General features: G+C 64.7%; 20 protein-coding genes. 17 read left to right on the top strand and 3 right to left on the bottom strand.

The window, feature by feature from the left end; all coding sequences use genetic code 11:
* Nucleotides 1-34: 34 nt before the first annotated feature.
* The 8 genes from J2R99_RS02615 to J2R99_RS02580 all read left to right on the top strand — a co-directional run bounded on the left by J2R99_RS02615 (nt 35) and on the right by J2R99_RS02580 (nt 9,443).
* Nucleotides 35-1,036 (top strand): TAXI family TRAP transporter solute-binding subunit, encoded by a 1,002-nt coding sequence (locus J2R99_RS02615; protein ID WP_307152937.1) that lies wholly within the window; start codon nt 35-37, stop codon nt 1,034-1,036.
* Between the two features lie 57 nt (nt 1,037-1,093).
* A complete protein-coding gene (locus J2R99_RS02610) occupies nt 1,094-3,007 on the top strand; it encodes a TRAP transporter permease (RefSeq protein ID WP_307152936.1) in 1,914 nt (637 codons plus the stop codon).
* A 9-nt stretch (nt 3,008-3,016) separates the two neighbouring features.
* Nucleotides 3,017-3,730: an aspartate/glutamate racemase family protein gene (locus tag J2R99_RS02605; protein WP_307152935.1), complete on the top strand. Its 714-nt coding sequence runs from the start codon at nt 3,017-3,019 to the stop codon at nt 3,728-3,730.
* Nucleotides 3,731-3,733: 3 nt separating this feature from the next.
* The gene (locus tag J2R99_RS02600; protein WP_307152934.1) at nt 3,734-4,852 is read left to right on the top strand and encodes an NAD(P)/FAD-dependent oxidoreductase; all 1,119 of its coding nucleotides are present in this window, start codon (nt 3,734-3,736) and stop codon (nt 4,850-4,852) included.
* On the top strand, nt 4,836-5,147 hold the full coding sequence (locus J2R99_RS02595; protein WP_307152933.1) for a 2Fe-2S iron-sulfur cluster-binding protein: 312 nt from the start codon (nt 4,836-4,838) through the stop codon (nt 5,145-5,147). The genes J2R99_RS02600 and J2R99_RS02595 overlap by 17 nt, the downstream gene beginning before the upstream one ends.
* Nucleotides 5,144-6,556, top strand: a complete 1,413-nt coding sequence (locus J2R99_RS02590; RefSeq protein WP_307152932.1) for an FAD/NAD(P)-dependent oxidoreductase — start codon at nt 5,144-5,146, stop codon at nt 6,554-6,556. Before J2R99_RS02595 ends, J2R99_RS02590 begins: the two co-directional genes overlap by 4 nt.
* The gene (locus tag J2R99_RS02585) at nt 6,549-6,944 is read left to right on the top strand and encodes a carboxymuconolactone decarboxylase family protein (protein ID WP_307152931.1); all 396 of its coding nucleotides are present in this window, start codon (nt 6,549-6,551) and stop codon (nt 6,942-6,944) included. The genes J2R99_RS02590 and J2R99_RS02585 overlap by 8 nt, the downstream gene beginning before the upstream one ends.
* 117 nt (nt 6,945-7,061) lie before the next feature.
* The gene (locus J2R99_RS02580; RefSeq protein WP_307152930.1) at nt 7,062-9,443 is read left to right on the top strand and encodes a thiamine pyrophosphate-binding protein; all 2,382 of its coding nucleotides are present in this window, start codon (nt 7,062-7,064) and stop codon (nt 9,441-9,443) included.
* A 62-nt stretch (nt 9,444-9,505) separates the two neighbouring features.
* On the opposite strand, the gene J2R99_RS02575 is transcribed toward J2R99_RS02580, so the two are convergent.
* The 3 genes from J2R99_RS02575 to J2R99_RS02565 are packed head-to-tail and all read right to left on the bottom strand — an operon-like array spanning nt 9,506 to nt 12,976.
* Nucleotides 9,506-10,597 (bottom strand): hypothetical protein, encoded by a 1,092-nt coding sequence (locus tag J2R99_RS02575; protein WP_307152929.1) that lies wholly within the window; start codon nt 10,595-10,597, stop codon nt 9,506-9,508.
* Nucleotides 10,594-12,198: an AMP-binding protein gene (locus J2R99_RS02570; protein ID WP_307152928.1), complete on the bottom strand. Its 1,605-nt coding sequence runs from the start codon at nt 12,196-12,198 to the stop codon at nt 10,594-10,596. The genes J2R99_RS02575 and J2R99_RS02570 overlap by 4 nt, the downstream gene beginning before the upstream one ends.
* 13 nt (nt 12,199-12,211) lie before the next feature.
* Nucleotides 12,212-12,976, bottom strand: coding sequence for an enoyl-CoA hydratase/isomerase family protein (locus J2R99_RS02565; RefSeq protein WP_307152927.1), 765 nt, complete (start codon nt 12,974-12,976; stop codon nt 12,212-12,214).
* A 144-nt stretch (nt 12,977-13,120) separates the two neighbouring features.
* Here J2R99_RS02565 and J2R99_RS02560 point away from each other — a divergent pair, with 144 nt between their 5' ends.
* The 9 genes from J2R99_RS02560 (at nt 13,121) to J2R99_RS02520 (ending at nt 24,047) form a co-directional block, all read left to right on the top strand.
* The gene (locus J2R99_RS02560; RefSeq protein WP_307152926.1) at nt 13,121-13,903 is read left to right on the top strand and encodes an IclR family transcriptional regulator; all 783 of its coding nucleotides are present in this window, start codon (nt 13,121-13,123) and stop codon (nt 13,901-13,903) included.
* A 123-nt stretch (nt 13,904-14,026) separates the two neighbouring features.
* Complete coding sequence (locus J2R99_RS02555; protein ID WP_307152925.1) at nt 14,027-14,341, top strand: (2Fe-2S)-binding protein; 315 nt, start codon at nt 14,027-14,029, stop codon at nt 14,339-14,341.
* Between the two features lie 4 nt (nt 14,342-14,345).
* Nucleotides 14,346-15,746, top strand: coding sequence for an FAD/NAD(P)-dependent oxidoreductase (locus J2R99_RS02550; protein WP_307152924.1), 1,401 nt, complete (start codon nt 14,346-14,348; stop codon nt 15,744-15,746).
* A complete protein-coding gene (locus tag J2R99_RS02545; RefSeq protein WP_307152923.1) occupies nt 15,743-16,942 on the top strand; it encodes an NAD(P)/FAD-dependent oxidoreductase in 1,200 nt (399 codons plus the stop codon). Before J2R99_RS02550 ends, J2R99_RS02545 begins: the two co-directional genes overlap by 4 nt.
* A gap of 637 nt (nt 16,943-17,579) precedes the next feature.
* A complete protein-coding gene (locus tag J2R99_RS02540) occupies nt 17,580-18,644 on the top strand; it encodes an ABC transporter substrate-binding protein (RefSeq protein ID WP_307152922.1) in 1,065 nt (354 codons plus the stop codon).
* A gap of 59 nt (nt 18,645-18,703) precedes the next feature.
* The gene (locus J2R99_RS02535; protein WP_307152921.1) at nt 18,704-19,810 is read left to right on the top strand and encodes an ABC transporter ATP-binding protein; all 1,107 of its coding nucleotides are present in this window, start codon (nt 18,704-18,706) and stop codon (nt 19,808-19,810) included.
* Complete coding sequence (locus J2R99_RS02530) at nt 19,803-21,623, top strand: ABC transporter permease subunit (protein WP_307152920.1); 1,821 nt, start codon at nt 19,803-19,805, stop codon at nt 21,621-21,623. The genes J2R99_RS02535 and J2R99_RS02530 overlap by 8 nt, the downstream gene beginning before the upstream one ends.
* Nucleotides 21,624-21,735: 112 nt before the next feature.
* Nucleotides 21,736-23,046, top strand: coding sequence for an NAD(P)/FAD-dependent oxidoreductase (locus J2R99_RS02525; RefSeq protein WP_307152919.1), 1,311 nt, complete (start codon nt 21,736-21,738; stop codon nt 23,044-23,046).
* Nucleotides 23,043-24,047: an ornithine cyclodeaminase family protein gene (locus tag J2R99_RS02520; protein WP_307152918.1), complete on the top strand. Its 1,005-nt coding sequence runs from the start codon at nt 23,043-23,045 to the stop codon at nt 24,045-24,047. Before J2R99_RS02525 ends, J2R99_RS02520 begins: the two co-directional genes overlap by 4 nt.
* Nucleotides 24,048-24,115: the final 68 nt, after the last annotated feature.

Raw genomic sequence — 24,115 nt, 5'->3', positions numbered from 1 at the left:
AGCCGTCTGCCTGCCATAAGCAAAGGGGAACGTGATGAAGACAGGAATTGCAGCGTTCGGAGCGCGGCTCGCAGCCGCCGTAGTTCTCGGTGCGGGAGTGCTCCTCTCGGCGGCGCCGAGCCGGGCCGCGGAGAACCTTGAATGGGCCGCCGGCTCGCCGGGCGGCAGCTGGTTCACGATCGTGACCGGCCTTGCCAACATCGTCATGGAGGAGAACTCGGACATCAAAATCCGCGTCGTGCCGGGCGGCGGCCGCGACAACCCCACACGTATCGAAAGCGGCATCAGCCAGATGGGCATGGGCATCGACTTTCTGGCCGCAGCGGCGATGAAGGGCGAGGATCCGTATGACCGCAAGCATGAGACGCTGCGCTCGCTCGGCGGCACCTGGGCGCCGGCGGAGTTCCACGTGATCGTCGCCTCCGACGATCAGCGCCCGCTGGCCGAGATCCTCGCCGATCCGAAGATTCGCATCGGCACCTCGCCGCGCGCGACGTCCGAGGAGCTGACGCTTCAACGGGCGCTCGCTTTCTACGACAATTCCTCTGAAAAGATCTCCGAGGCGGGTGGAACGCTCATCAACGGCACCTACACGCAGCTCATCTCCGCCTTCCAGGACGGACAGATCGACGTGTTGTGGGGTGCAGGCAGCGCGCCGACCGGCATTGCGCTGGAGACCGAGACCGGCCGCCGCGAGGCGCGGCTCGTGCCCTTCGGCGACGATCTGATGGCCTATCTCTCCGACACCTATGGTTACGGCAAGGGCGTCATTCGGGCCGGGTCTTACGAGAAGCTTCAGGCGGGCGAAGGCGACGTCCCCGTCACCACCATGGAAGCGCTCATCCTGATGTCTTCGGAAGTCTCGGAGGACACCGCCTACACGATCACCAAGACCTTGATCGAGAACCGTGACCGCTTCGGCAACATCTACAAGGTGCTTGGCCGTTACGATCCGAGCGTGGCCTGGAAGAACCAGCCGGTGCCGCTGCATCCGGGCGCCGAGAAGGCGTACAAGGAACTCGGCTTCATGAAATGACCACCCGGGAGCGCCCGCGCCCTCGGGCGCTCCTGCTGCGCAGGGGAGTGGTGAAGCATGCGTGACCTCAACGGACCGATCGGCATCGCTGTCGCCGTCTGGCTGGCCGCGATGGCGGCCCTGCACTTCTATTTCACCGGCTTCGGCTTTCCCGAGCCGCTGAAGCTCGCGAGCCTGCACCTCATGTTTGCGGTGCCGCCCATCTTCCTGCTCTACCCGGCCTTCAAGAGCTCACCGCGCCATCGCCCGAGCCTGTTTGACGGCATTTTCGCCGTCGCTGCCTTTCTGCCGAGCCTTTATATCTATCTCGACCCGGGCCGGGTCTACGACCGCAGCGCGTTCATCGATCCCCCGACGCTTCTGGAGACGGTGCTTGGCACAATTCTCGTCGTCCTGATCCTGGAGGCGGTGCGGCGCGCTCTTTCCATCGCGCTGTCGATCCTGACCGGCCTCGTCATCCTCTATATGTTCATCTGCGATCTGCTGCCCGGTGTTTGGTACTACCGCGACCTGCCGTACAACCAGATCATCGACATCCTCTATTTGATGAACGGCAGTGGCCTTTACGGTCAGCTTACCGGCATTTCTGCGACCATCGTCGCAGCCTTCCTCGTCTTCGGTGCCTTCCTGCAGACAAGCGGCATGGGCCGGCTCTTCATGCATCTCGGGACCTTCCTCGCCGGGCGCTACAAGGGCGGGCCGGCGAAAGTCGTGGTGGTGGAATCCGGCCTCTTCGGCATGACGAGCGGTTCCTCCGTCGCCAATGTCGTCGTCACCGGCTCCGTCACCATCCCGGAGATGAAGCGCATGGGCTTCCCGCCGGCGATGGCCGGCGGCATCGAAGCGGCGGCAAGCGTCGGCGGTCTCATCATGCCGCCGATCATGGGCGCCGCCGCCTTCGTCATGGCCGAGATGATTTCGGTGCCGTATGTCGACATCATCTCCGCCGCCTTCATCGGCGCGGTTCTTTATTATCTCGGCATCTTCGTCGCCGTGCACTTCCAGTCGAAGCGGCTCGGTATCGCCTCGCTGCCGAAGCACGAGATCGCCACCTTCCGGGACGTCCTTTTCGACGTGCACTTCATCATCCCGATCGTCGTGCTTCTGACGCTGATGACGATGCACTTCTCGCCGTATTTCTCCGCCTTCTGGGCAACGGTCGCCGTCGTCCTCAGCGCCTGGCTGCGCACGCATACGCGTATGGGGCCGATGAAGATCTGGACGGCGCTCGTCAATGCCGGGCGCACGATCTGCGTCATCGCTGTCGCCGTTACGGCTGCCGGCATCATCACCGCAGCCCTCACCAATACCGGGCTCCTGCTCGCCTTCACCGGCATCATCAAGGACTTGGCGGGGGATTCCCTGTTCCTCCTCGTCGTGCTGGTGGCGATAAGCTGCCTGTTCCTCGGAATGGGTGTACCGACCACACCCGCCTACATCATCACCGCCGCCATTGGAGCGCCGATCATTGCCGAGCATGGCGTGGCGCCGCTCCTGTCGATCCATCTCTTCGTGCTGTATTTCGCGGTTCTTGCCGATGCGACACCACCGGTCGCGGCCGCCTCCTATGCGGCTGCGGCGATCGCGCGAGCCAATCCGATCATGACCGGGTTCCATGCCTTCCGCATGGCCGTCGGCGGTTTCATCGTCGGCATCGCCTTTATTTACGAGCCGGCGATCACGCTTGATGGATCTCTCTACGAAATCGTCACCGCTACGGCGGCGATCGCCAGCGGTATCGTGCTGATTAGCCTCGGCTATGTCGGCTACACCGACGGCCGCCTGCCGTTCTGGCTGCGCGGGCTCCTTATCGTGGCCGGCATCGGCTGCGCGCTCTTGCATGAGGTGCCGGAGCTCTATCGCAGCCTCTTCGGCTTTGCCCTCGTCGCCACCGTCATTTTTGGAGGGCGGCGCTATTTCGCCGCCATGGCCGAGCGCGAGCCTGCCTCCGAACTCACGAACGAAGCTTAGGTGAATTCAATGGACAGAAAGAAAACCTATTACGGCGTCTCCGTCGGCATCTTGATGGTGCATTCCTATTTCCGCCGCTACATGGGCGATATCGGCCACGCCGGCACCTGGAATTTCCCGGTGCAGTACAAGGTGGTGACCGGGGCCGTGCCGTCGATGATGACGGACCTGCACAATTCGAGCCTGCTCGAACCCTTCAAGAAGGCGGCGGATGAGCTCATCGAGGCCGGCGTCGACGGCATCACCACGACCTGCGGCTTCCTGTCGATCTACCAGCGCGAGCTCGCCGATTATTGCAGCGTGCCGGTGGCGACGAGCAGTCTCCTGCAGGTGCCGATGGTCGAGCGCATGCTGCCGACCGGCAAGAAGGTCGGCATCCTCACCTACAATGGCGAAGTGCTGAACGGTCCGTACCTCGAGGCCGTCGACGTCGACCCAGCGACGCCCGTCGGTGGCATGCCGCAGAACTCAAACTTCGTGCGCTGGATTCGCGAGGGCGACAACTCCGTTACCTTCGAGACTTTGAGGGGCGAGGTGGTCGCAACGGCGGAGAAGTTCCTCGCCGACCATCCCGATGTCGGTGCCCTGGTGCTCGAATGCACCAACCTCGCACCGTTCACCGCCGACATTGCCGAGCGTCTCGGCATTCCGGTCTACGACACGGTGTCGATGGTGAACCTTTTCCATGCCGGGCTACGGCCGCGACGCTACGTGCAAGACTGAGCCGTGAGCGAAGCGCGTTCTACGCAATGGGCGGTGATTGGCGGCGGCATCGTTGGCGCCGCCATCGCCTATGGGCTCGCCCGCGCCGGCGCAAAGCCGCTCCTCCTCGACGAGGGCGATGTCGCGCACCGGGCGGCCCGCGGCAATCTCGGCAATGTCTGGGTGCAAGGGAAGGGGGCGGCCCTTCCTCCCTATGCCGATCTCAGCCGGCGCGCTGCCAATGACTGGGCGGGCTTCGCCGACGAGCTTCGGGAGGTGACGGGCGTCGACGTGCATTTCCGCCGGCCCGGCGCCTTCTTTCTCTGCTTTTCGCCGGAGGAACTTGAAAAGCGCGGCGCCATGATGGCGCGCCTCAACGACGCCGCGACGGTGAAGAGCCGCTTTGAGGTGCTGGAGGCTGACGAGCTGAGGCGCCGGCTGCCGGCCGCAGGTCAAGCGCTTGCTGGTGCCATCTTCTCGCCCGACGATGGCACGGCGAACCCCTTGCGGCTCCTGCGCGCCCTGATCCAGGGAACGGTCCTTCTCGGTGGCAAATACCTTCCTTGCCAGAGGGCGGAAAGTATCACCGTTTCCGGAGGTGGTGTCGAGATCGCGACGGAGAAGGGGCCCGTGCGGGCGGAGCGGGTGGTGCTCGCTGCCGGGCTCGGCAATGCCCGGCTTGCGCCGCTTCTCGGTCTCGACGCACCGGTGCGTCCGGTCCGCGGCCAAATTCTTGTGACGGAAAAGGTCCGTCCCTTCCTCGACTGCGGTACCAATTTCGTCCGCCAGACCGTGGAGGGCGGCTGCGTCTTTGGTGAATCCTCTGAGGAGGTCGGCTTCGACGAGGGGACGACGCTTCCGGTGTTGCGCGAGACCGCTATACGCGCCGTCGCGGCCTTTCCGCTCCTGCGCCACGTTCAGGTGGTGCGCGCCTGGGGTGCGCTCAGGATCATGAGCCCGGACGGTGCGCCGATCTATCAGCAGACGGAGGATCGTCGTGCCTTCCTTGTCAGCGTCCACAGCGGCGTGACGCTCTCCTCCTTTCATGCCGGTCCGCTGGTGGAGACCCTCATGGCCGAAGGCTTTTCGGGCCCAGCCTATCGGCCCTTCTCGCCGGAGCGTTTTCATGTTCAGGCGGCTTGATGCAGGCGCCGGCGGGCGCGTCACGGTCAATGTCGACGGGCGCCCGGTGGAGATGAAGGAGGGGGCGAACCTTGCCGCAGCCCTTCTTGAGGCAGGCTTCTCGCCGTTTCGCACGACGCCTGCGGGCGGTGCGCCGCGCGAACCCTATTGCATGATGGGCGTGTGCTTTGACTGCCTTGCGATCATCGATGCCGTTCCGAACCGGCAGACCTGTTTGGAGAGGGTCCGCGCCGGCATGACGGTTGAGATCCAGGAAGGAGCTGCGGCCATCACCGAGGCGGAGGGCGAGCTTTGAGTGACGCAAACCGTGTCGATCTCGCGATCGTCGGCGCAGGTCCGGCCGGCATGGCTGCAGCCATTGCGACGCGCCGGCATGGGCTCAAGGTCGCCGTCTTCGACGAGCAGCCGGCGCCGGGCGGCCAGATCTACCGTGATGTGGAGACAGCGGAGGCGGGGCGTAGCGCAATTCTTGGCGCGGACTATCTCGCCGGCCGGCCGCTTGCCGAGGCGTTTCGGGAAAGCGGAGCGAGCTACTATCCGCGCGCCATGGTCTGGCGGATCGCGCCGGACGGTCTCTCCTGGAGAGCGCCTGCTGGCGGGGGTGAGATCGCGGCCGTACGCATTCTCGTGGCCGGTGGGGCAATGGAGCGTCCGTTCCCCATCAAAGGCTGGACGCTTCCCGGTGTGATGACGGCGGGAGCGGCTCAGATCCTCCTGAAGAGCGAGGGAATGATTGCCGACAATGCCGTTTTCATCGGCTGCGGACCGCTCCTGGCGCTCGTGGCGTGCCAATATCTGAAAGCCGGTGTCCGCATCCGGGCGATCCTCGATACCACGCCGCCGCAAAACCGAATGACCGCGCTGCAGCATCTGCCGGCCGCACTTGCCGCGCCGGGTATGCTCGCCAAGGGGATCGGCATGCTCGCCCGCATCGCCGCCTCGCCGGTCGCCGTTTACCGGCGTGTGGAAAGCGTCGAACTCGTGGGCGATAGGCATCTCGCCGCCGTGCGCTGGCGCGACCCGCAAGGCTTCCATGAGATCGAGACGGGACGCGTCTTTCTGCACCAGGGCATCATCCCGAACCTCAACCCGACCGTAGCGGCCGGATGCCGGCATGTCTGGGACGAACGCCAGCTCGCCTTCCGGCCCGAGACGGACGCGTTCGGCCGCACCAGCCTCGCCTGGCTTCTGTCCGCCGGCGATGGTGCCGGCATCGCCGGGGCGAAAGCCGCGGCGTTGTCGGGTGAAATTGCCGGCCATGCGGTGGCGCACGACCTTGAGCGCCTCGACGGCGCATCCTTCGAGGCGGCCACGCGGCCGCTCATCAAGGCGCGTCGGCGCGAACTTGCGTTGCGCCCTTTCCTCGATGCGCTTTACCGCCCGGCGCAGAGCATGCGCGTGCCAGACGACGATGACGTCGTCGTCTGCCGATGCGAGGAGGTGAGGCGGGGCGAGGTGGGGCGCGCCGTTGCGGAAGGCTGTCCCGGCCCCAATCAGCTGAAGAGTTTTACCCGCGCCGGCATGGGCCCATGCCAGGGGCGCCTGTGCGGCCATACGGTGGTGGAGACGATCGCCGCACTGTCCGGAGCCACGCCGGAAGCGGTTGGATACTATCGCAGCCGGATGCCGTTGAAACCGGTCACGGTCGGCGAGATCGCCGGTCTATCGTTTGAAAACAACTTGAGGGAGAAAAGCCATGGGTAAGCCGCAGTCGATCGAATATGCGGACGCATCGCCGGAGGTAAAGGCGGTCTTCGACGACATCAAGACCTCGCGGGGTATCCCCGACGTCAACAATTTCTGGAAGTATCTCGCCAACGATCCGACGACGCTGAAGCGCACCTGGGAGAGCGTCAAGGAGGTGATGGCGCCCGGAGCGCTCGATCCGCTCGTCAAGGAGCTCATCTATGTGGCCGTCAGCGTCACCAACAATTGCGGCTACTGCATCGCAAGTCACACCGCATCCGCGGAGAAGGCGGGGATGACGGCGGCGCAGTTCGGCGAGTTGATGGCGGTTGTCGGCATGGCCAACGAGACCAACCGGCTCGTCAACGGCTACCGTGTGCCCATCGACCCCGCCTACGAGAAATAGACCTCTGCGAGGACGAGGGACGTGAACGCATAAGAAGAAGCGCGCAGGGGTCTGGAGCGACGAGGGTCAGTCAAAAAACGCGCCGGCGATGGTGCGGACAGGGAGGGGAGAAACACCATGGACACGGACACAATCCGGCACCTGAAGGCGGTGGAGAAGGAGCTTTTGTGGCTCTCGTCCTGGATGATCCACAACGCCAACAATGTGCGCGAGAAGGATGCGGTGAAGGTCGGCGGTCACCAGGCCTCCTGCGCCTCCATGGTGTCGATCATGACGGCGCTTTATTTCCACGCCCTTCGGCCCGAGGACCGGGTGGCGGTGAAGCCGCATGCCTCGCCGCTCTTCCACGCCATGCAGTATCTGATGGGCAACCAGACCCGCGACAAGCTCGAAGCCTTTCGCGGCTATGGCGGCGCCCAATCTTATCCGAGCCGCACCAAGGACGTCGACGACGTCGATTTCTCCACCGGCTCGGTCGGCCTCGGCGTCGGCATCACCGCCTTCGCCTCGCTCGTGCAGGACTACATCACCGCCCACAGCTGGGGTCGTGACGTGCCGCTCGGGCGCATGATCGCCCTTGTCGGCGATGCCGAGCTCGATGAAGGCAATGTCTACGAATGCCTGCAGGAAGGCTGGAAGCACGAGCTGCGCAACACCTGGTGGATCATCGACTACAACCGCCAGAGCCTCGACGGCGTGGTGCGCGAGGGGCTGTGGCAGCGCATCGAGGCGGTGTTCCACGCTTTTGGCTGGAATGTCGTGGTGCTGAAATACGGCGCCCTGCAACGCGCCGCCTTCGAGGAGCCCGGCGGGGACCGCCTGCGGGCTTGGATCGACACCTGTCCGAACCAGCTCTATTCGGCGCTCGCCTTCCAGGGTGGGGCCGCATGGCGAAAGCGGCTGATGGACGATATCGGCGATCAGGGGGCGGTGAGCGAGCTTCTGGAACGGCGCTCCGATGCCGAGCTCGGCGAACTCATGAACAATCTCGGCGGTCATTGTGTGCGCTCGCTCGCCGACGCCTTCGATGCCGTGGACGACGATACGCCGACGGTCTTCCTCGCCTATACGATCAAGGGCTGGGGCACACCGCTCGCCGGCCACAAGGACAACCATGCCGGCCTGATGACCGGCGCCCAGATGGGCGAGCTGAAATCGGCCCTTGGCGTTGCCGACGGTGCCGAATGGGGGCCCTTCGCCACCTGCGGCGACGATCCGGAGCTTCGCCGCTTTCTCGCTGCCGTACCTTTCTTCGAGAAGGGAACGCGGCGCTACAAGGCGAAGAAGGTCGCAACGCCCGGGCCGGTCCTGCTCGACGACAAGGTGCTCTCCACCCAGGCCGGCTTCGGCAAGATCCTCGATGGCCTGGCGCGTGCCGGCTCTGAAATCGCCGATCACATCGTCACCACTGCGCCGGACGTCACGGTCTCGACCAATCTCGGACCCTGGGTGAACCGCCGCGGCCTCTTCGCCCGCCAGGCGCTCTCCGACACGTTTCGCGACGAGCGCGTGCCCTCGGCGCAGAAATGGATTTTCTCGCCGGAAGGTCAGCATATCGAGCTCGGCATCGCCGAGATGAATCTCTTCCTGCTTCTCGGCGCTGCGGGTCTGTCGCATACGCTGTTCGGCGAGCGGTTGATTCCAATCGGTGCTGTCTACGATCCCTTCATCGCGCGCGGTCTCGATGCCCTCAACTATGCCTGCTACCAGGATGCGCGCTTCCTCATCGTCGGCACGCCCTCCGGCATCTCGCTAGCACCCGAGGGCGGCGCGCATCAGTCGATCGGCTCGCCTCTCATCGGCCTCAGCCAGGACGGGCTGGCAAGCTTCGAGCCGGCCTTCCTGGACGAACTCTCGGTGATCATGGATTGGGCCTTCGACTATCTGCAGCGCGATGGCGAAGGCGATCCGGACGAGCGGACCTGGCTGCGCGACGAGACCGGCGGCTCGGTCTATCTGCGGCTGACGACGCGCCCGCTGGAGCAGCCGATCCGGCGCACCGACGAAGACTTTACCCGCGGCGTCATCGACGGCGCCTATTGGCTGCGCGAGCCGGGGCCGAATGCCGACGTCGTGCTCGCCTATCAGGGCACCGTCGCCCCGGAAGTGATCCAGGCGGCTGGGCAATTGGGCGAGGGCCGGCGCGATATCGGCGTTCTCGCCGTCACCTCTGCCGACCGCCTCAATGCCGGCTGGACGGCGGCGCAGCGCGCCCGTCGGCGGGGTCATCGCAAGGCCGCCGGTCATGTGGAAACGCTGCTGAAGCCTCTGCCGCGCCACTGCACCATCGTGACGGTGACGGACGGTCATCCCGCGACACTTGGCTGGCTCGGCGCCGTTGCCGGGCACCGCACGGTGCCGCTCGGCGTGGAGCATTTCGGCCAGACAGGCACGATCGCCGACCTCTACCGCCATTACGGCATCGACACGGCAAGCATCGTGGAGAGCGTGGCGGCGCTGACACCGGGTCGCGCGATCCGCGGCGTGCTGACGAGCTGAGGGCGCAAGGTCGCTCGCCGCGTCTCCGGCGAGCGCTTTAGACTGTCAGGTAAAAAGCCGTCTCAGTGCTGCGGCTGCGCCAGAAGCCTGTCGCGCAGGCCGAGCATGTCCTTGCACACGGCCTCGAGCGCCTGGACGTCGAAGCCCTGCGCATGGGCAAAACCCTCGCGTTCCAGAAGCTCCGCGAGACGTCCGTGAAAAACGGCTTGCGTCCCCTCGATCGTCAGGCCGTTTTTCGTTTCGAAGGCGTCGTTCCAGGCAATTGCCTCGTCCTCTGAGACGCCGGCGGGCAGATCGAGCGACAGAGCGCCGTCCTCGAGCGCGACGGGATAGCCGCCGGGCAGACCGTTCGGCCCCGGCACATGGCCCGACCAGGGAAGGCCGGCGGCAAGCGCCAGAATGAGGGTCACGCCGCTCGCACCGGAAACCTCGATCGCGGGCTCTGGCGTCAGGCGCACATCCGCGAAGGTGGCGAACACGTCATCGATCTCGGTGTCGCCGAGGAAGACGCGGGGGGCGGGGGCACCCTTGCGCTCTTCCGCCTTGCGCCGCCACGGGGCGAGGCACTGGTAATGCGCCAGAATGCGAAGTGCACCGGCGCCGAGCGCAGCGCGCGCCTCGGCTCCGTCGAACACATTCGACAGGATCGCCACATTGCCGGTCCCGCACAGGACGCGGTGGCCCATGGCGGCGATCAGGCCGTTCACGACGTCAGGAAACGAGCAATTGATGAAATGCGTATCCGGCGCGTTGCGGCTGATCGCGGCGGCCATGCGGCTGGAAATCAGAGCTTGGAAAATTGCCGTCGCCGAAAGCCCGCCGTCGGCGACAAGCTGGCTCCATTTGTTGCCCGTCTGCGCGATCACGGCCGAGGTCTGGATCGAGGCGGCCTGCACGACGATGCGCGGTGCGGCGATCTCCAGGATCCGCTCGCTCGCCGCATCCTCAAGCAGATCCAGCTGGTGCGTGACGATGCGGGCAGGTGTGCCGAACATGCGGGCGCGAGCATTCCCGGCGGTGCGCAGCCAATCGAGCCGCTCGGCGTTGCGGCCGGCGACCATGACGGTGACCGGCGTCTTCGCGGTTGCGGAGATATCGAGAACGATCCGACCTGCGAACATGCCCGTTCCGGTGACGAGGACGTCGACGCTCATGGATTTCTCCGCTCCGTATGTGCTGCGCCGTCCCACCGCCCCTCGGGCTCTTGCGGGAGGCGGTGTTTCTGGATGCGCTGACTCGGCGTCTTCGGGAATTCCTCGACGAAAGCGATGTAGCGCGGCCGCTGATACGGTGCGAGGCGGGCTGCGAGCCAGGCATGGAGCGCGTCCGGCTGCAGTTCGGAACCTTTGCGCCGGACGACGAAGAGCTGAATGTCGTATTCCCCGACCTCGGCAGGCACACCGACCATGGCGCATTCTTCGACATCGGGATGCCGCAACGCGATCGATTCAACCTCATGGGACGAGACGTTCTCGCCACGGCAGCGGATACTGTCGCCCATGCGCCCGTGGAAGAAGAGGAGCCCGTCCTCGTTCCACGAGCCGAGATCGCCGGTGTGGAAACCATCGTCGCGCAGCGCCTTCGCCGTCGCTTCTGGGTTGCGGTAATAGCCCGGAAAAATCGCTGCCGGAAGCGACGTATTCACGATGATCTCGCCGCGCCCTTCGCCAGCGCCGAGCACCTTGCCGGCGTCGTCCTTCACCGTCACGGTGAACCAGGGGAGAGGGCGGCCGACGGAGCCGACGGCGCCTTCGGTGTTGCAGGTCGTCAGGCTCGAGGATTCCGTCATGCCGTAGCATTCGCGGATCGCCACGCCGAAGCGGTCCTCGAAGGCTTTCCAGACATCTGCCGGACAGCCGCCGCCCCAGGCAATCCGCACATTGTGGTCGCGGTCAAGTGGCAAGGGGGGCTGCTTTAAAAGGATCTGGATGATGCCGCCGAGATGATGGATATGCGTGCAGCCGGCTTCGCGCACATCCGCCCAGAAGCGGCTGGCGCTGAACCGGTCTCGCAGCGTCAGAACGACGTCATGCAGGAGCGGCAATGCGATCACCTGCGCGCCGCCGATATGGTAAAATGGCTCCCAGACATAGAGGTTGTCGCCCGGTCGCAGCCCGGCGCAGAATGCCGCCGCCTGGGCCGACAATTCCAGCATGGCATGCGTGACCATGACAGCCTTGGACGGACCCGTCGTGCCTGAGGTGAACATGAGCGCGACGAGGTCTTCGGGGGCCAGAAGGGGCTTCTCAAAGCGCGCGCTCTGTGTGGCCGGCGGCAGCCCGGCCAAGGGCAGGATGCCGTTTTCGGCTGCCGCGCCGCAGCTTTCGATGGTTTCCACGAGATCGGGATCGCACACCACGATCGCGGCTTCGACGAGCCTGATCGCATGGGCGAGCCCGTCGCCCACAAGCGCCGGGTTCGTCGGAACCCAGATCATGCCGGCCCGCATCAACCCGAAGATCAGCGCCAGCGACGCAGGGCTGTTGCGCATCATCACGACCACACGGTCGCCCGGCCGCACGCCATGGGCCGACAGATGCGCGATCATCGCTTCGGCGCGGGCGGAGAGTTCCCCGAAGGTGAGCGGCCCCTCCGGCGTGTGGGCGAACACGCGTTCGGGTACGCGGTTGGACAGCTCGTTGAAGTTTTTTGCCAAGCCGTGAATGCGCACATCGGAGACCGGCGTGGAAACCCCGTCGTTCTGCGGCTCGGCCGACCCCTGCATGTCCTCGGGCGGAATGGCGCCGTGTGTCATCGCATTGTCCGGCTCAGCGCTTGCGGCGCGCTTCGAAGAAAGCTTCCATCATGGCCTGCGGCTCACCGGTCCCATAGGCCTCGACTTGGACGCGGATGCCCGAATTCATGGCGTCGTCGAAGCCGGCCTGCGTCACCTCTGCGATCCTCTGGCGGTCGAGGCGCATGGCGACGGGGGGCTTTGAAGCGAGGAGTTCGGCAAGTTCGAGCGCCGTCGCCTGAACCTCGTCCGCCGGCACGAGCCGGCTGATCAGGCCGAACGCGAAGGCCTCTTCCGCCTCGATCATCCGGCCCGTGAGGGTGAGATCGATGGTGCGGGCCAGACCGAGATGCTCGCGCATGATCCAGTTGCCGGTGACAGTCGGGATGCCGGAATTGATCTCCGGCTGGCCCATTTTCACGCCCGGATGCGCGACGCGCAGATCGCACAAAAGTGCCACCTGGAAGGCCGATCCGGCCGCCAGGCCATTGAGTGCTGCAACGATCGGCTTCGAGCCGAGGCGGAAGCGATTGTACAGCGCCTTCCATTCGCCCATCCAGGTTTCGGCACGGTCCGCGTCGAAGGTCTTGCTTTCGCTCAGATCCTGCCCGGCGCCGAAGGCGCGGTCGCCGGCGCCTGTCAGGATGATGGCGCGAATGTCCGGATCGGCCTCGGCGTCGTCGAGGGCGGCGTTGAGCATGTCACGCATCTGCGTGTTCCACGCATTGAGCTTGTCCGGCCGGTTCAGAGTGATGCGGCGGACTTGGCCGATTGTCTCGGAGAGGATGGAATCTGCCATTGTATCCATTATATTGCAATAACAGTTATCGAAATAATGCAGTTGGCGGCGCTCTGTCAACCAAAGGACGGTCGCATGGCGGGTGGTCGCACTGGACGGCACGCCTTCAGGATGTAAAACGCTAGCCGCGGATCAGGGGCAAAGATGAGCACGCAGGCGCAAAAAGGACGGAAAACCAACCCGCTGATGGTGCAGTCGGTTGCGAAGGCGTTTCGCGTTCTTCAGGCCTTCGACTCGAAGCACCCTTCGATGAGCTTGTCGGAAATCGCCGAGCAGACGGATATGGATCTGAGCGCTGCGCAGCGTTTCGCTTACACGCTCCAGCATCTCGGCTATCTGACGAAGAATCCGGTCACGCGGCAATTCTCCCTGGCCCTCAAGACGCTCGACCTTGGCTACAATTACCGCCAGTCCTCTGAACTCGTCGGCCGGGCGATGCCGGTCCTGCAGCATCTTAGCAAGCAGACCGAGGAAACCGTCAATCTGACGATCCTCGACGGCACCGAGATCGTCTACATCGCCCGCATCCAGAGCCGGCATGTGCTGAATGCCGACGTCACCACCGGCACGCGTCTGCCGGCCTATTGCATGTCGCCGGGCCGGGCGATCCTCTCGCAAATGAGCGAGGAGGACGCGCGCGCCGTGCTTGAGAAATCGGATCTCCAGATGCACACGCCGGCGACGGTGACCGATCCCGAACGGCTGATGCAGTTGATCGCCGAGGTGCGCGAGCAGGGCTACGCGGTCTGCATTGAAGAGCTTTACCGCGGAGATGCCTCGATTGCTGCGCCGATCATCGGCCCGGGCGACAAGGTGACCGGCGCCGTCAGCATCGCCACCTCTTTGGCGCGCTTCTCTCCCGAGGAAGTGACGGAGAAGTACGCCAATCTGATCATTGCCGCCGGACGGTCGATCTCGATCCCTTGAGGGCTCAATAATTCTGAAGCTCCACCGCTGAGGCTCGCCGGAGATCCTGCTTGAGGGGAGGTCTTGCTTGACAGGGGCGTAGGCTGCGTCCAGCCTTAATGCGATAGGTGTTATCGCAATGAAATGACAACATCCGCCGCGTCTCCTTCCAGGCTTTTCGTTCCGATCTACGAGATCACCGCTGAGCTCTTCATCAGCCTCGACGGGGTTCGCCTGCCGGCCCGACGCGGCGAGACCGTGATGGCGGTGCTCCTCCGCAATGGGGCAGCCCTCGGCCGCTCGGAATTTGACGGTCGTTCCCGAGCGGGTTTTTGTCTCATGGGCGCCTGCCAGGATTGCAGCCTTTGGGGCGAGGGCGGCGGTCGCGTCCGTGCCTGCATGACCATGGCGGAGGACGGCATGGCGCTGGTGACAGCGCCCCCGCTTTCCGAGACGTGATGCGATGAGCGGCGGTCCCCGAGAAGCTCTTCCTGTGATCGTCGGAGCCGGTCCCGCGGGTCTTGCCGCCGCCGGGACCTTCGTCGAAGCCGGGATCCGTCCGATCTTACTTGACGAGTCCGATCGGCCCGGCGGGCAGGGCACGCGGCGTCTGACGCCTCTTCTTCGCGGCAAGGCCGAGCGCCTGTTCGGTGTGCGCGCTTCGAGGCGCCGGCACGAGCGCGAGGCGCGGGAAGACCTCATCTTATCGGCTTGCGATTACCGGGCGAATACGCTCGTCTGGGGTGCTTTCGACGGTGGTCTTGAGCTTGTGAGCGACGGCGCGTGCCGGGATCTGCGTTATACGCATCTCCTTCTAGCGACCGGGGCGACCGACGCCATTCTTCCGCTGCCCGGCTGGACGTTGCTGGGCGTTTTCTCGCTCGGCGGCGCGCAGGTGGCGCTGAAACGGCACGGCAGCTTCATCGGCCGCAGGATTGTCTTAGCCGGCTCCTCGCCGCTCCTCTATCTCGCGGCGGCTCAGTATTGTCGCCTCGGCCTGCGCGAGATCACCATACTCGATACGACGCCCTTTCGCGGCAAGCTGCACGCCGCTCTCGGCATGGCCCGACATGCTGCGGGAACGTTGAGCCACGGCCTTACGCTGATTGCGGAGCTGCGGCGCGCCGGCGTGCGTATTCTTGCCGGGGTCGATCTGCTTGCGGTCGAAGGAAAGGCCCGCGTCGAGGCGTTTCGTTTCCGTGATGCCGCCGGCCGTGAAGAATGTCTTGACTGCGACGCAGTGGCGATCGGCTTCGGCCTGCGGCCCGAGACGCAGCTCGCCGAACTCGCCGGGGCCACCTTCGAATTCGACCCGGTGCTGCGGCACTGGTTTCCCCGTGTGTCGCCCGACGGGCAGGCCGGGCCGGCGGTATGGATTGCCGGAGATGGCGCCCGCACGATAGGGGCGGAAGGCGCCAGTGTGGCGGGCCGCCTTGCAGCGCTCTCGATGCTTCAGGCAATAGGCCGCGGTGACGCCGTGAAGCCCGATGAGATGAAGCGCCTGCGACGCCGGCTTGACGACGCGAGGGGCTTCCAGCTTGCGGCTGCGGAGGCCTTCCGCATTCCCCGCGAGATGCTGTCGCGTCTGCCCGAAGACACCATCCTTTGTCGCTGTGAGCGCGTCACGTTGGGCGACGTCCGCTCGGCCGTGCCGCGCGCATCAGGACCCGTGGAAGTCAACCGCGTCAAGGCGATCACCCGCTGCGGTATGGGGCGCTGCCAAGGCCGTTACTGCGGCGTTGCGCTCGGCGAAGCGGTGGCGGAGGCGACGGGCCGTGATCTTGCCGAGGTCGGGCGCCTGCGGGCCCAGGCACCGATCCGACCGATCCCGATGTCGGCGGCGATGCGGGAGGCCGCCGAATGACCCGGCCGGCCGCCTTCGATGCGATGGTGATCGGGGCCGGTCTCTTCGGTGCCTTCACCGCTTTCTTCCTGGCGCGAGCCGGCCTGAGAGTGGTGCTCCTCGAACGCGGCTTTGTCGGCGCGCAGTCGAGCGGTGCGAATTTCGGCGGCCTCAGGCTGCAGGGCCGTGATCCCGCGCAATATCCCCTGTCGCTGCGCGCCCAGACCCATTGGGAGGGCTTCGGCGAGCTGATCGGGGAGGACTGTGAGTACGATCAGGCCGGCCATGTCTATTTTGCCCGAACGCCCGAAGGCAGGGTGAAACTCCTGCAATATGCCGCAATCTCCGAAGCCTCTGGCCTCACCGTCGAGATCCTGGAAGGCGCCGCACTCCGCGCCCGACTGCCCCTGCTCGCGCCCGAGATTGCGATCGCAAGCTATTCGCAACGCTGCGCCACCGCCAATCCGCGGCTGGCGACCCCAGCCGTCTGCCGTGCCTTCCTGCGGGCGGGGGGCGTGCTCCACGAGGGATTCTCGGTCGCCGAGATCCGGCGTGAGCACGAACTTTTCACGGCTATCTCGGCGGATGGGCGGGTGCATTCGGCTCCGAGCCTGGTGAATGCCGCCGGTGGCTGGGCGGGTGAGCTGGCCGCGATTTTCGGCGAGACCGTGCCGATCTTCGCCGCCGGACCACCGCAATTCGTAACGGAGCCGCTGCCTTATATCCTGCGCCCCACCATTCAGGCGGTCGAAGGCGATGTCATCGTTCGCCAGATCCCGCGTGGAAACGTCATTTTCGCAGGCTATCCGCGCACGCGGTCGACCGTCGATGGAAAGCACACCTTCGTGCCGCCGCAGAAGACCCGTACGGGCATGGCGGCGCTCGTCTCCGCTCTGCCGGCCTTCCGGCACGCCGAAGTTATCCGGAGTTGGTCGGGCGTTGAAGGCTATCTGCCCGACATGCTGCCGGTCGTAGGACCGAGCACGACGGCAGAGGGCCTCTTCCATGCCTTCGGTGGAAGTGGCGGTGGCTTTCAGATCGCGCCGGCCGTGGGCGAGTGCCTCGCCGCGAGCATCCTTGGCGTGCCGCTACCCACATCGCTCCATCCGTACCGCATTGCCCGGTTCAATGGTCATCTCGAAGAGAGCGAGAAGATCCTCCAGGAGTTCGACCGACAGGATGCGACAGAGCTCGGCGAAAGCGTTGCGACGGGATAAGCAGCACAGACGCGCCGCGAGGCCAACCGCGAAGTGAGCTTCCGCGTGGACCTACCGGCAGCCAGACTGTGGAGAGACCTAGGGGGCTCTCGGTTTTCCTCGCGTCTCTCGAAAAATCGCTCGGGTCGTCTCTCCCACGTGAGCTCGAGCTTGACAGGCCTGCCCCTGCTGGGCTTCATTTCAATAAATACTATTGAAATCCAATAGTGCCGATTAGAGAGGAACCGTTTGGGCGACAGCCTGGTGATCGAAATGGCAGACGGCATCGGGCGTTCGAACCCGGCGCCGCCGCGCGACCAGCGTCTGCGTTGGCGAGATGCGGACGGCCGGGCTTCGGGACTTTGGGATCTCCGTGAGGATCGCCCATGGGGTCACCTGCGGCATTGCCGGAGCGGTTATCAACGGCCCCGCGCGCGCCCAACGACATCACGCCTGACGCATATCGTACGTCTTGTGCGGGCATTGCCGCGCTCACCGGCAACGGATGAATGGCGGATGACCCGCACGCCCTGGCAGACGCACGACGCTTTTCTGCAAGACGGGACTGCATTTGGGCAGGCTCTCAGATCCCGCAAACAAAACACGTGCAGCCTGTCCAGCCTATGAGCACGTCTCACAAGAGGAAAGGAACAGAACCATGCCGTTCAACAGGAAGATCTCCCGCCGCAGCATACTCCTTGGGAGTGCGGCGAGCTTCGCCGTCAGCGCAGTAGGCCTTTCCATCCGTCCGGCTCGGGCGGCGGATTCTCTGACCGTCGCCGATCCTGGAGGTCCCTTCAAGGACGCCTATGGGGCTGCCTTCTACAAGCCCTATCAGGAGGAGACGGGCAACCAGATCGTCAACGTCGCCCGTGAGCATCAGCCGACGAGTCAGGTTCAGGCGATCGTCGACACTGGCAATTACAGCTGGGACGTCGTCACCATCACTCAGGGCGACCAGGTTCTCCTGCACAGCCGCGAGCTGCTCGAGCCTCTCGATTGGGAGTTGGGGCATATGGCCGACATCATGAAGGAGGCGAGGGCGCCCGACTGGATGGGTGTCGACGTCTACGCCACGGTCCTTGCCATCCGGTCCGACCATTTTACCGACAAGAAGCCGTCCTCCTGGGCGGATTTCTGGGACGTCGAAAACTTCCCTGGCCGGCGCGCGCTGCGCAAGAGCCCGATCGATACGCTTGAGATCGCGCTTCTCGCCGACGGCGTGACGCCTGAGGAGCTCTATCCTCTCGATCTCGATCGGGCCTTCAAGAAGCTCACCGAGATCCGTCCGCATATCGACGTGTGGTGGACGGGCGGTGCCCAGACGAGCCAGATGCTGCAATCCGGCGAGGTCGACATGCTTGCGACCTGGAACGGTCGTGCTCAGACCGTCATCGACGCGGATGGCACCGTCGAGATCGTCTGGAACCAGGGGCTCTATTCGATCGAAGGCTGGGCAATTCCGAAGGGCAGCCCGGCCAGCGACGAGGCCAAGAAATTCATCGCCTATTGCGCCGATCCGAAGCGCCAAGCCGAATACACGAAGACGTTGGCCTACGGGCCGACGAATCCGAAGGCCTACGACTACATCCCGCCGGAGCGGGCAAAGTTCCTGCCGACTGCGCCTGCGCATTTCGACAAGCTCATTCTCGCCAGCCAGGAATGGTGGGGCGAGCACAAGGAAGAGGCCGAACAGCGCTTCAACGAGTGGCTCCTGTCCTGACAAGATCGCGTCCTCCCGCCGCTGTGCGGGAGGACGCTCCCCTATCCAAGGTTTCCTTCATGAAGATGGCTGACGGTTCGTCAAACTCCGATTCGCTGAAGCTCGAAGTCCGCAACCTCCGTAAGACCTTCGGTGAGTTCGTGGCGCTCGAGGGTGCCTCCGTCGAGGTCCGCGCCGGCGAATTCCTCACTCTTCTCGGTCCTTCCGGCTCGGGCAAGACGACACTCCTGCTCGCGATCGCCGGCCTCAACGAGCCGGATAGCGGCGAGATCCGGATCCATGGTGATCTCGCCACCTATCTCCCGCCCTATCAGCGCGACATCGGCATGGTCTTCCAGAACTATGCTCTGTTTCCGCATATGACGATCGCCGAAAACATCGGTTTCCCGCTGCGCATGCGGCGCTGGTCGGCCTCCAAGATCGACGAAGCGGTGAGCCGGATTCTGGAAGTCGTGCAGCTTCCGGGCACCGAGAACCGTTATCCGCGCCAGCTTTCGGGTGGCCAGCAGCAGCGCATCGCGCTCGCCCGTGCCCTCGTCTATGAACCGTCGATCGTCCTCATGGACGAACCGCTCGGCGCGCTCGACAAGAAGCTGCGCGAACAGCTCCAATACGAGATCAAGCGCCTGCACGAACGCCTCGGCCTGGCCATGCTCTACGTGACGCACGATCAGGAGGAAGCTCTGGTGATGTCCGACCGCATCTGTCTGATGCGGCAAGGCAGGATCGAACAGATCGGCACCCCCGAAGAACTCTATTTTCGCCCGAAAACCCGCTTCGCTGCGGACTTTCTCGGCGAATCGAACCTTCTCCAGGGCGAGGTGACCGGCCGCGGGGAAAGTGACTGCGCGGTCGTGCTTGCCGACGGCAGTAAGGTGAGCGGTCCCACCACCACAGAGCTGAGTGTTGGCGATAAGGCGATCGTGATGATCCGCCCGGAAGCGATCCGCATCAATGCGGCAGAGCCGGGGGCCAATTCCGTCACCGCCACCTTCATCGAGGCCGTCATGACCGGGGGGACGACGAAGTGCTTCTTCGAGGGCCATCAGGGTCAGCAGCTCAAGGCACAGATCCTCACCGGCCAGCCGCGCGACGGCCTTGCCCCCAACAAGGAAGCGGTTCTCTCGTGGGAACCCGAATCCTGCGTGGTGCTGGCTCATGACTGACATGTCCGGCTCGGCCGCGCCGCCCGCCGGTCCCGCGCGTCCGCTCGGCCGAGCGCTGGCGTTCTTGCGCGGAAGCTGGCCTCTCATCCCGGCGGCTCTCTTCCTTGCCGTCGCCTTCGTCTATCCGGTCGCGCTGTTGCTCGGGCGCAGCTTCGTCGGCTCCGACGGCGGGATCAGCGCCGAAAACTATTTCCGCCTCGGCGAATCGACCGTCGTCGTCCGGGTGATGCTCATCACCTTCAAGATCGCCGGCTGGACGACGCTGTTCGCCATCATCGCCGGCTACCCGATCGCCTATCTACTCGCGACCTTGCCGGCCAGCCGCCGCAATCTCCTCGCCATCTTCGTGCTGATGCCGTTCTGGACGAGTTTCCTCGTCAGAACCTTCGCCTGGATCGTGCTGCTCGGGCGCAACGGTGCGCTCAACCAGCTGCTTCATGCGCTCGGCGTCAGCGATCCACCTTCGTTTCTGTACCAATTCTCCGGCGTCATGATCGGCATGGTGCATGCGCTGATGCCGCTTTGCGTGCTCACCATGCTTTCCGTCATGGAGAATATCGACAAGCGCCTCACCGATGCGGCGGGAACGCTCGGCGCGCGGCCGGCGGCCGCATTCTGGCGGATCTATTTTCCGCTCTCCCTGCCGGGTGCCGCGGCGGGCGGGCTTCTCGTCTTCATCACCTCGCTCGGCTTCTTCATCACGCCGGCCCTTCTCGGCAGCGAGCGCGAAACCGTCATCGTCCAGCTCGTCATCTTCCAGATCAAGGAGATGCTCAACTGGGGCTTTGCCGGTGCAATCGCGATCATGCTCCTCGTCGTCGCGCTCGTCATCTTCTACGTCTACGATCGGCTCGTCGGCCTTTCGACGCTCTCGGGCGGTGACGTGCGCAGCAGCTCGGGACGGCAGAATCCGCTCTCATGGCTGGGCGCCAAGGTCGGCAATCTCCTCCTGACGGCGATTTCCGAGATCTCCGACGCTGTCGGACGCGCCCTGGGTGCGCTGATGCCGTCTCGGCCGGATCGCAAGCCGCGTCGCATCGGCGGCAAGGTTCTGCGGATCGTTGCGCTCGCTGGCATCGCCTTCCTTGCCGTTCCCGCCTTCTTCGTCATTCCGGTCTCCTTCAGCGAATCCCAGTTCCTCGGCTGGCCGCCGGAAGGCTTTTCGCTGCAATGGTACCGTGAGGTCTTCGACAATCCTCTGTGGATTGGCGCAGCCTGGCGCTCCTTCGTCGTCGCCTTCAGCGTTGCGGTGGTCGCCCTCATCCTCGGCGTTCCGGCTGCCTTCTATTTGGTTCGGCGCGCTCGACGCACGACGGCCATCATGGCGTTCCTGATCTCGCCCTTGATCATGCCGCACATCATTATTGCGGTGGCGCTCTTCTACCTCTTCGCGCAGATCGGCCTCGTCGGGACAACCATCGGCCTCATCATCGGCCATACGGTCCTCGCAATTCCCTATGTGGTCGTCACCGTCGTTGCGGTTCTCAAGAACTATGACATCCGGCTCGATCAGGCCGCCTCGACACTCGGGGCGAACGGGGTGCGCACTTTCCTCAACGTGACCTTCCCGTTGATCCGTTCGGGGCTCATCGCCGCCTTCATGTTCGCCTTCATCATCTCCTTCGACGAGCTGACGATCTCGCTATTCGTGACAGGCGGGCAGGTTACCACCTTGCCGAAGCAGATGTGGGACGATGCGCTCCTGCGTGTCAGCCCTGCACTCGCAGCCGTCGCCACGCTCATCCTCGCCTTTATGACGGCGGTGATCCTCGGCTCGGAGATCCTGCGCAGGCGTGGCGTCACCAAACAATAGGGGGAGGCAGTGGGACGGTGATGGACGCGATTTGGATGCAATATAGCGGTTCGGCGGCCTGTTGCCTGGCCGTCCTACGCGATCGCCGTCACGCTATTTGGGGCGAACGGCAGTGACATCGTCCGAGACAAACGGGGCGCCCCTCGGTCCGACAGGGAAGCCTCTCCGCACCGTCGTGATCGGTGCCGGCATTGTTGGGATCTTTTCCGCCTTGGAACTCCAGCGGGCCGGTCACGATGTCGTCCTCGTGGATCGCGGTCCACCGGGGGGTGATCAGGCCGCCTCCTATGGCAACGGGGCATGGCTCAGCCCGGCCTCGATCATGCCGATGTCGGTTCCGGGCCTGTGGAGAGAGGTGCCGGGCTATCTCGCCGACCCCTCCGGCCCCTTCGTCATACGCTGGCGCCACCTGCCGTCACTTCTACCCTGGCTCGTCCGCTTCCTGCGCGCCGGCAGCAATTGGCGCAAGGTAGAGATCTGTGCCGCGCATCGCTACCGGCTGTGTCGCAGCACAGTGGACTGGCATCTGAAATGGGCGCGGCCGGCCGGCATCGACCATCTCATCGCCCGCGAAGGTGTCTGGTTCCTCTATCGCGACCGCTCCGACATCGAACGCGAGGCGCGGGAATGGAAGATGCGCAAGGAATTCGGTGTCCGCTTCAGCGAACATGATCGCGAAGTGCTCATCGCGAGGGAGCCGGCTCTGGCGGAGAAGTACGGCTTCGGTATCCGGGTCGATGACGGGGCCTTCATCCGCGACACGCGCAGCTATTGCGAAGGCCTTGTGGCGCATTTCTGTTCCGAGGGTGGACGCGTCGTCCGCAGCACCGCCCGCGGCTTCGAGATTGCACATGGCCGTCTCACACATGTTGTGACAGACGATGAGAATATCGCCTGCGACCGCGCGGTCATCGCCGCCGGTGCATGGTCGGCCGAGCTCTCGCGCCAGGCGGGAGATAACGTTCCGCTCGTCTCCGAGCGCGGCTATCATGTGGTCTTGCCCGATGTCACCGGCCATCCGCAGATGTCGGTCATCCTTGCCGAAGGCAAAATGGCGGTCACGCCGACGAATCGCGGCCTGCGCATCGCAGGGCAGGTCGAACTCGCCTCGCTCGACGCCCCGCCGGACTGGCGCCGTGCCGACATCCTCCTTGCCTTCGGCAAGAAGATGCTTCCCGGCCTTCAAGGCGTGCAGTCTCCTGATCGGGTGGAGCGCTGGATGGGCCACCGGCCTTCGACACCGGACGGCCTTCCTTCGATCGGCACGGCCTCGGCTTGCGCCGATATCGTGCACGCTTTCGGCCATGGGCATTCCGGTATGATCCAGGCGCCCGCGACGGCACAGATCGTTGCGCGTCTCCTGACGACTGGCGCGGTCTCGCCGGAGGACAAGGCCTTCTCGCCGCAGAGATTTGCCGCGTGAACGACGCGCCCCCTTTTCTGAGTGAGGCCGATATCAAGGCGCTCGCCATCGCACCGGACGAAGCCCGACGCGCGGTGGTCGACACCTTCTGGGCAGCAGGCGAAGGCCGCGCCGTGAGGGCACCCAAGACGGCACTCACACTTTCCCCCGGTCACGGTTTTCAGGCAATGGCTGCGGCCTCCGCCTCTGCCGGCATCGCCGTCGTCAAATGGATCGGCATCGCGACGGTGCCACCTGGCGGGGAGGGGCCCGGCATCAACAGCCTCATCATCGTCAACGACTATGAAACTGGCAAACCGGTGGCCGTCCTCGACGGCAACGAGATCACGCTTATCCGCACGGCGGCGCTCTCCGCAGTCGCAGGCTCCTATCTCGCCCCCACCGACGCGTATACGCTTGGCATGATTGGTTGCGGCCTGCAGGCCCATCAGCATCTCGAAGCCTTTTGCGAGATCCGACCCGGTCTCAATCGCCTTCTCGCTTTCAGCCGGAGTGAGGCGTCAGCCGTGCGTCTCGCCGAGGCTGCGGAGGCGCGTGGTCTTGCCGGCGAGGTCGTGTCTTCGCCGCAGGATCTGCTCGAGCGCGCCGATATCGTCGTCTCGATGGTGCCGGCCTCGCCGGAGCTGACACCGTTCCTCGATGCGCGCTTGTTGAAACGCGACTGCTTCGTCGCTGCGGTCGATCTCGGCCGGGCCTGGCTGCCCGAGAGCTTTGGCGCTTTCGATGTCATGGCGACCGATGATCTGGCACAGGGCACGCATCCCTGGGACGCGAACGGCTGCGAGGTCGACACGGCGGAGTTCGCCACCGACCTTTTGGCGATGTGTCGCGAGACCGCATCCCAGGAGGCGACAAGTTCTGAGACGCGGGGCCGCCGGCTTTTCTGCTTCAAGGGATCATCCCTGGCCGACCTCGCACTGAGCGCGCTGGCGGTGGAACGGGCTTGGCCCGGCATCATCGCCCGTCACGCAAGGATTGCAGAGGCTTCCAAAGGAACATGAGGAACTGGGGCACTGTCCAGGAGGATCGGACCGCCGATCGTTTCCGCTTGGCCAAAGCTCTCACTCCA

Source organism: Rhodopseudomonas julia (assembly GCF_030813515.1).
Classification (GTDB): Bacteria; Pseudomonadota; Alphaproteobacteria; order Rhizobiales; family Afifellaceae; genus Afifella; species Afifella julia.
The sequence above is the reverse complement of the archived record's forward strand: the minus strand, read 5'-3'. Positions and strand labels throughout refer to the sequence as shown.

Coding starts and splice junctions, on each gene's coding strand:
- J2R99_RS02615 (WP_307152937.1), top strand. CDS start 35: ATGAAGACAGGAATTGCAGCGTTCGGAGCGCGGCTCGCAGCCGCCGTA.
- J2R99_RS02610 (WP_307152936.1), top strand. CDS start 1,094: ATGCGTGACCTCAACGGACCGATCGGCATCGCTGTCGCCGTCTGGCTG.
- J2R99_RS02605 (WP_307152935.1), top strand. CDS start 3,017: ATGGACAGAAAGAAAACCTATTACGGCGTCTCCGTCGGCATCTTGATG.
- J2R99_RS02595 (WP_307152933.1), top strand. CDS start 4,836: ATGTTCAGGCGGCTTGATGCAGGCGCCGGCGGGCGCGTCACGGTCAAT.
- J2R99_RS02585 (WP_307152931.1), top strand. CDS start 6,549: ATGGGTAAGCCGCAGTCGATCGAATATGCGGACGCATCGCCGGAGGTA.
- J2R99_RS02580 (WP_307152930.1), top strand. CDS start 7,062: ATGGACACGGACACAATCCGGCACCTGAAGGCGGTGGAGAAGGAGCTT.
- J2R99_RS02575 (WP_307152929.1), bottom strand. CDS start 10,597: ATGAGCGTCGACGTCCTCGTCACCGGAACGGGCATGTTCGCAGGTCGG.
- J2R99_RS02570 (WP_307152928.1), bottom strand. CDS start 12,198: ATGACACACGGCGCCATTCCGCCCGAGGACATGCAGGGGTCGGCCGAG.
- J2R99_RS02565 (WP_307152927.1), bottom strand. CDS start 12,976: ATGGCAGATTCCATCCTCTCCGAGACAATCGGCCAAGTCCGCCGCATC.
- J2R99_RS02560 (WP_307152926.1), top strand. CDS start 13,121: ATGAGCACGCAGGCGCAAAAAGGACGGAAAACCAACCCGCTGATGGTG.
- J2R99_RS02555 (WP_307152925.1), top strand. CDS start 14,027: ATGACAACATCCGCCGCGTCTCCTTCCAGGCTTTTCGTTCCGATCTAC.
- J2R99_RS02550 (WP_307152924.1), top strand. CDS start 14,346: ATGAGCGGCGGTCCCCGAGAAGCTCTTCCTGTGATCGTCGGAGCCGGT.
- J2R99_RS02545 (WP_307152923.1), top strand. CDS start 15,743: ATGACCCGGCCGGCCGCCTTCGATGCGATGGTGATCGGGGCCGGTCTC.
- J2R99_RS02540 (WP_307152922.1), top strand. CDS start 17,580: ATGCCGTTCAACAGGAAGATCTCCCGCCGCAGCATACTCCTTGGGAGT.
- J2R99_RS02535 (WP_307152921.1), top strand. CDS start 18,704: ATGAAGATGGCTGACGGTTCGTCAAACTCCGATTCGCTGAAGCTCGAA.
- J2R99_RS02530 (WP_307152920.1), top strand. CDS start 19,803: ATGACTGACATGTCCGGCTCGGCCGCGCCGCCCGCCGGTCCCGCGCGT.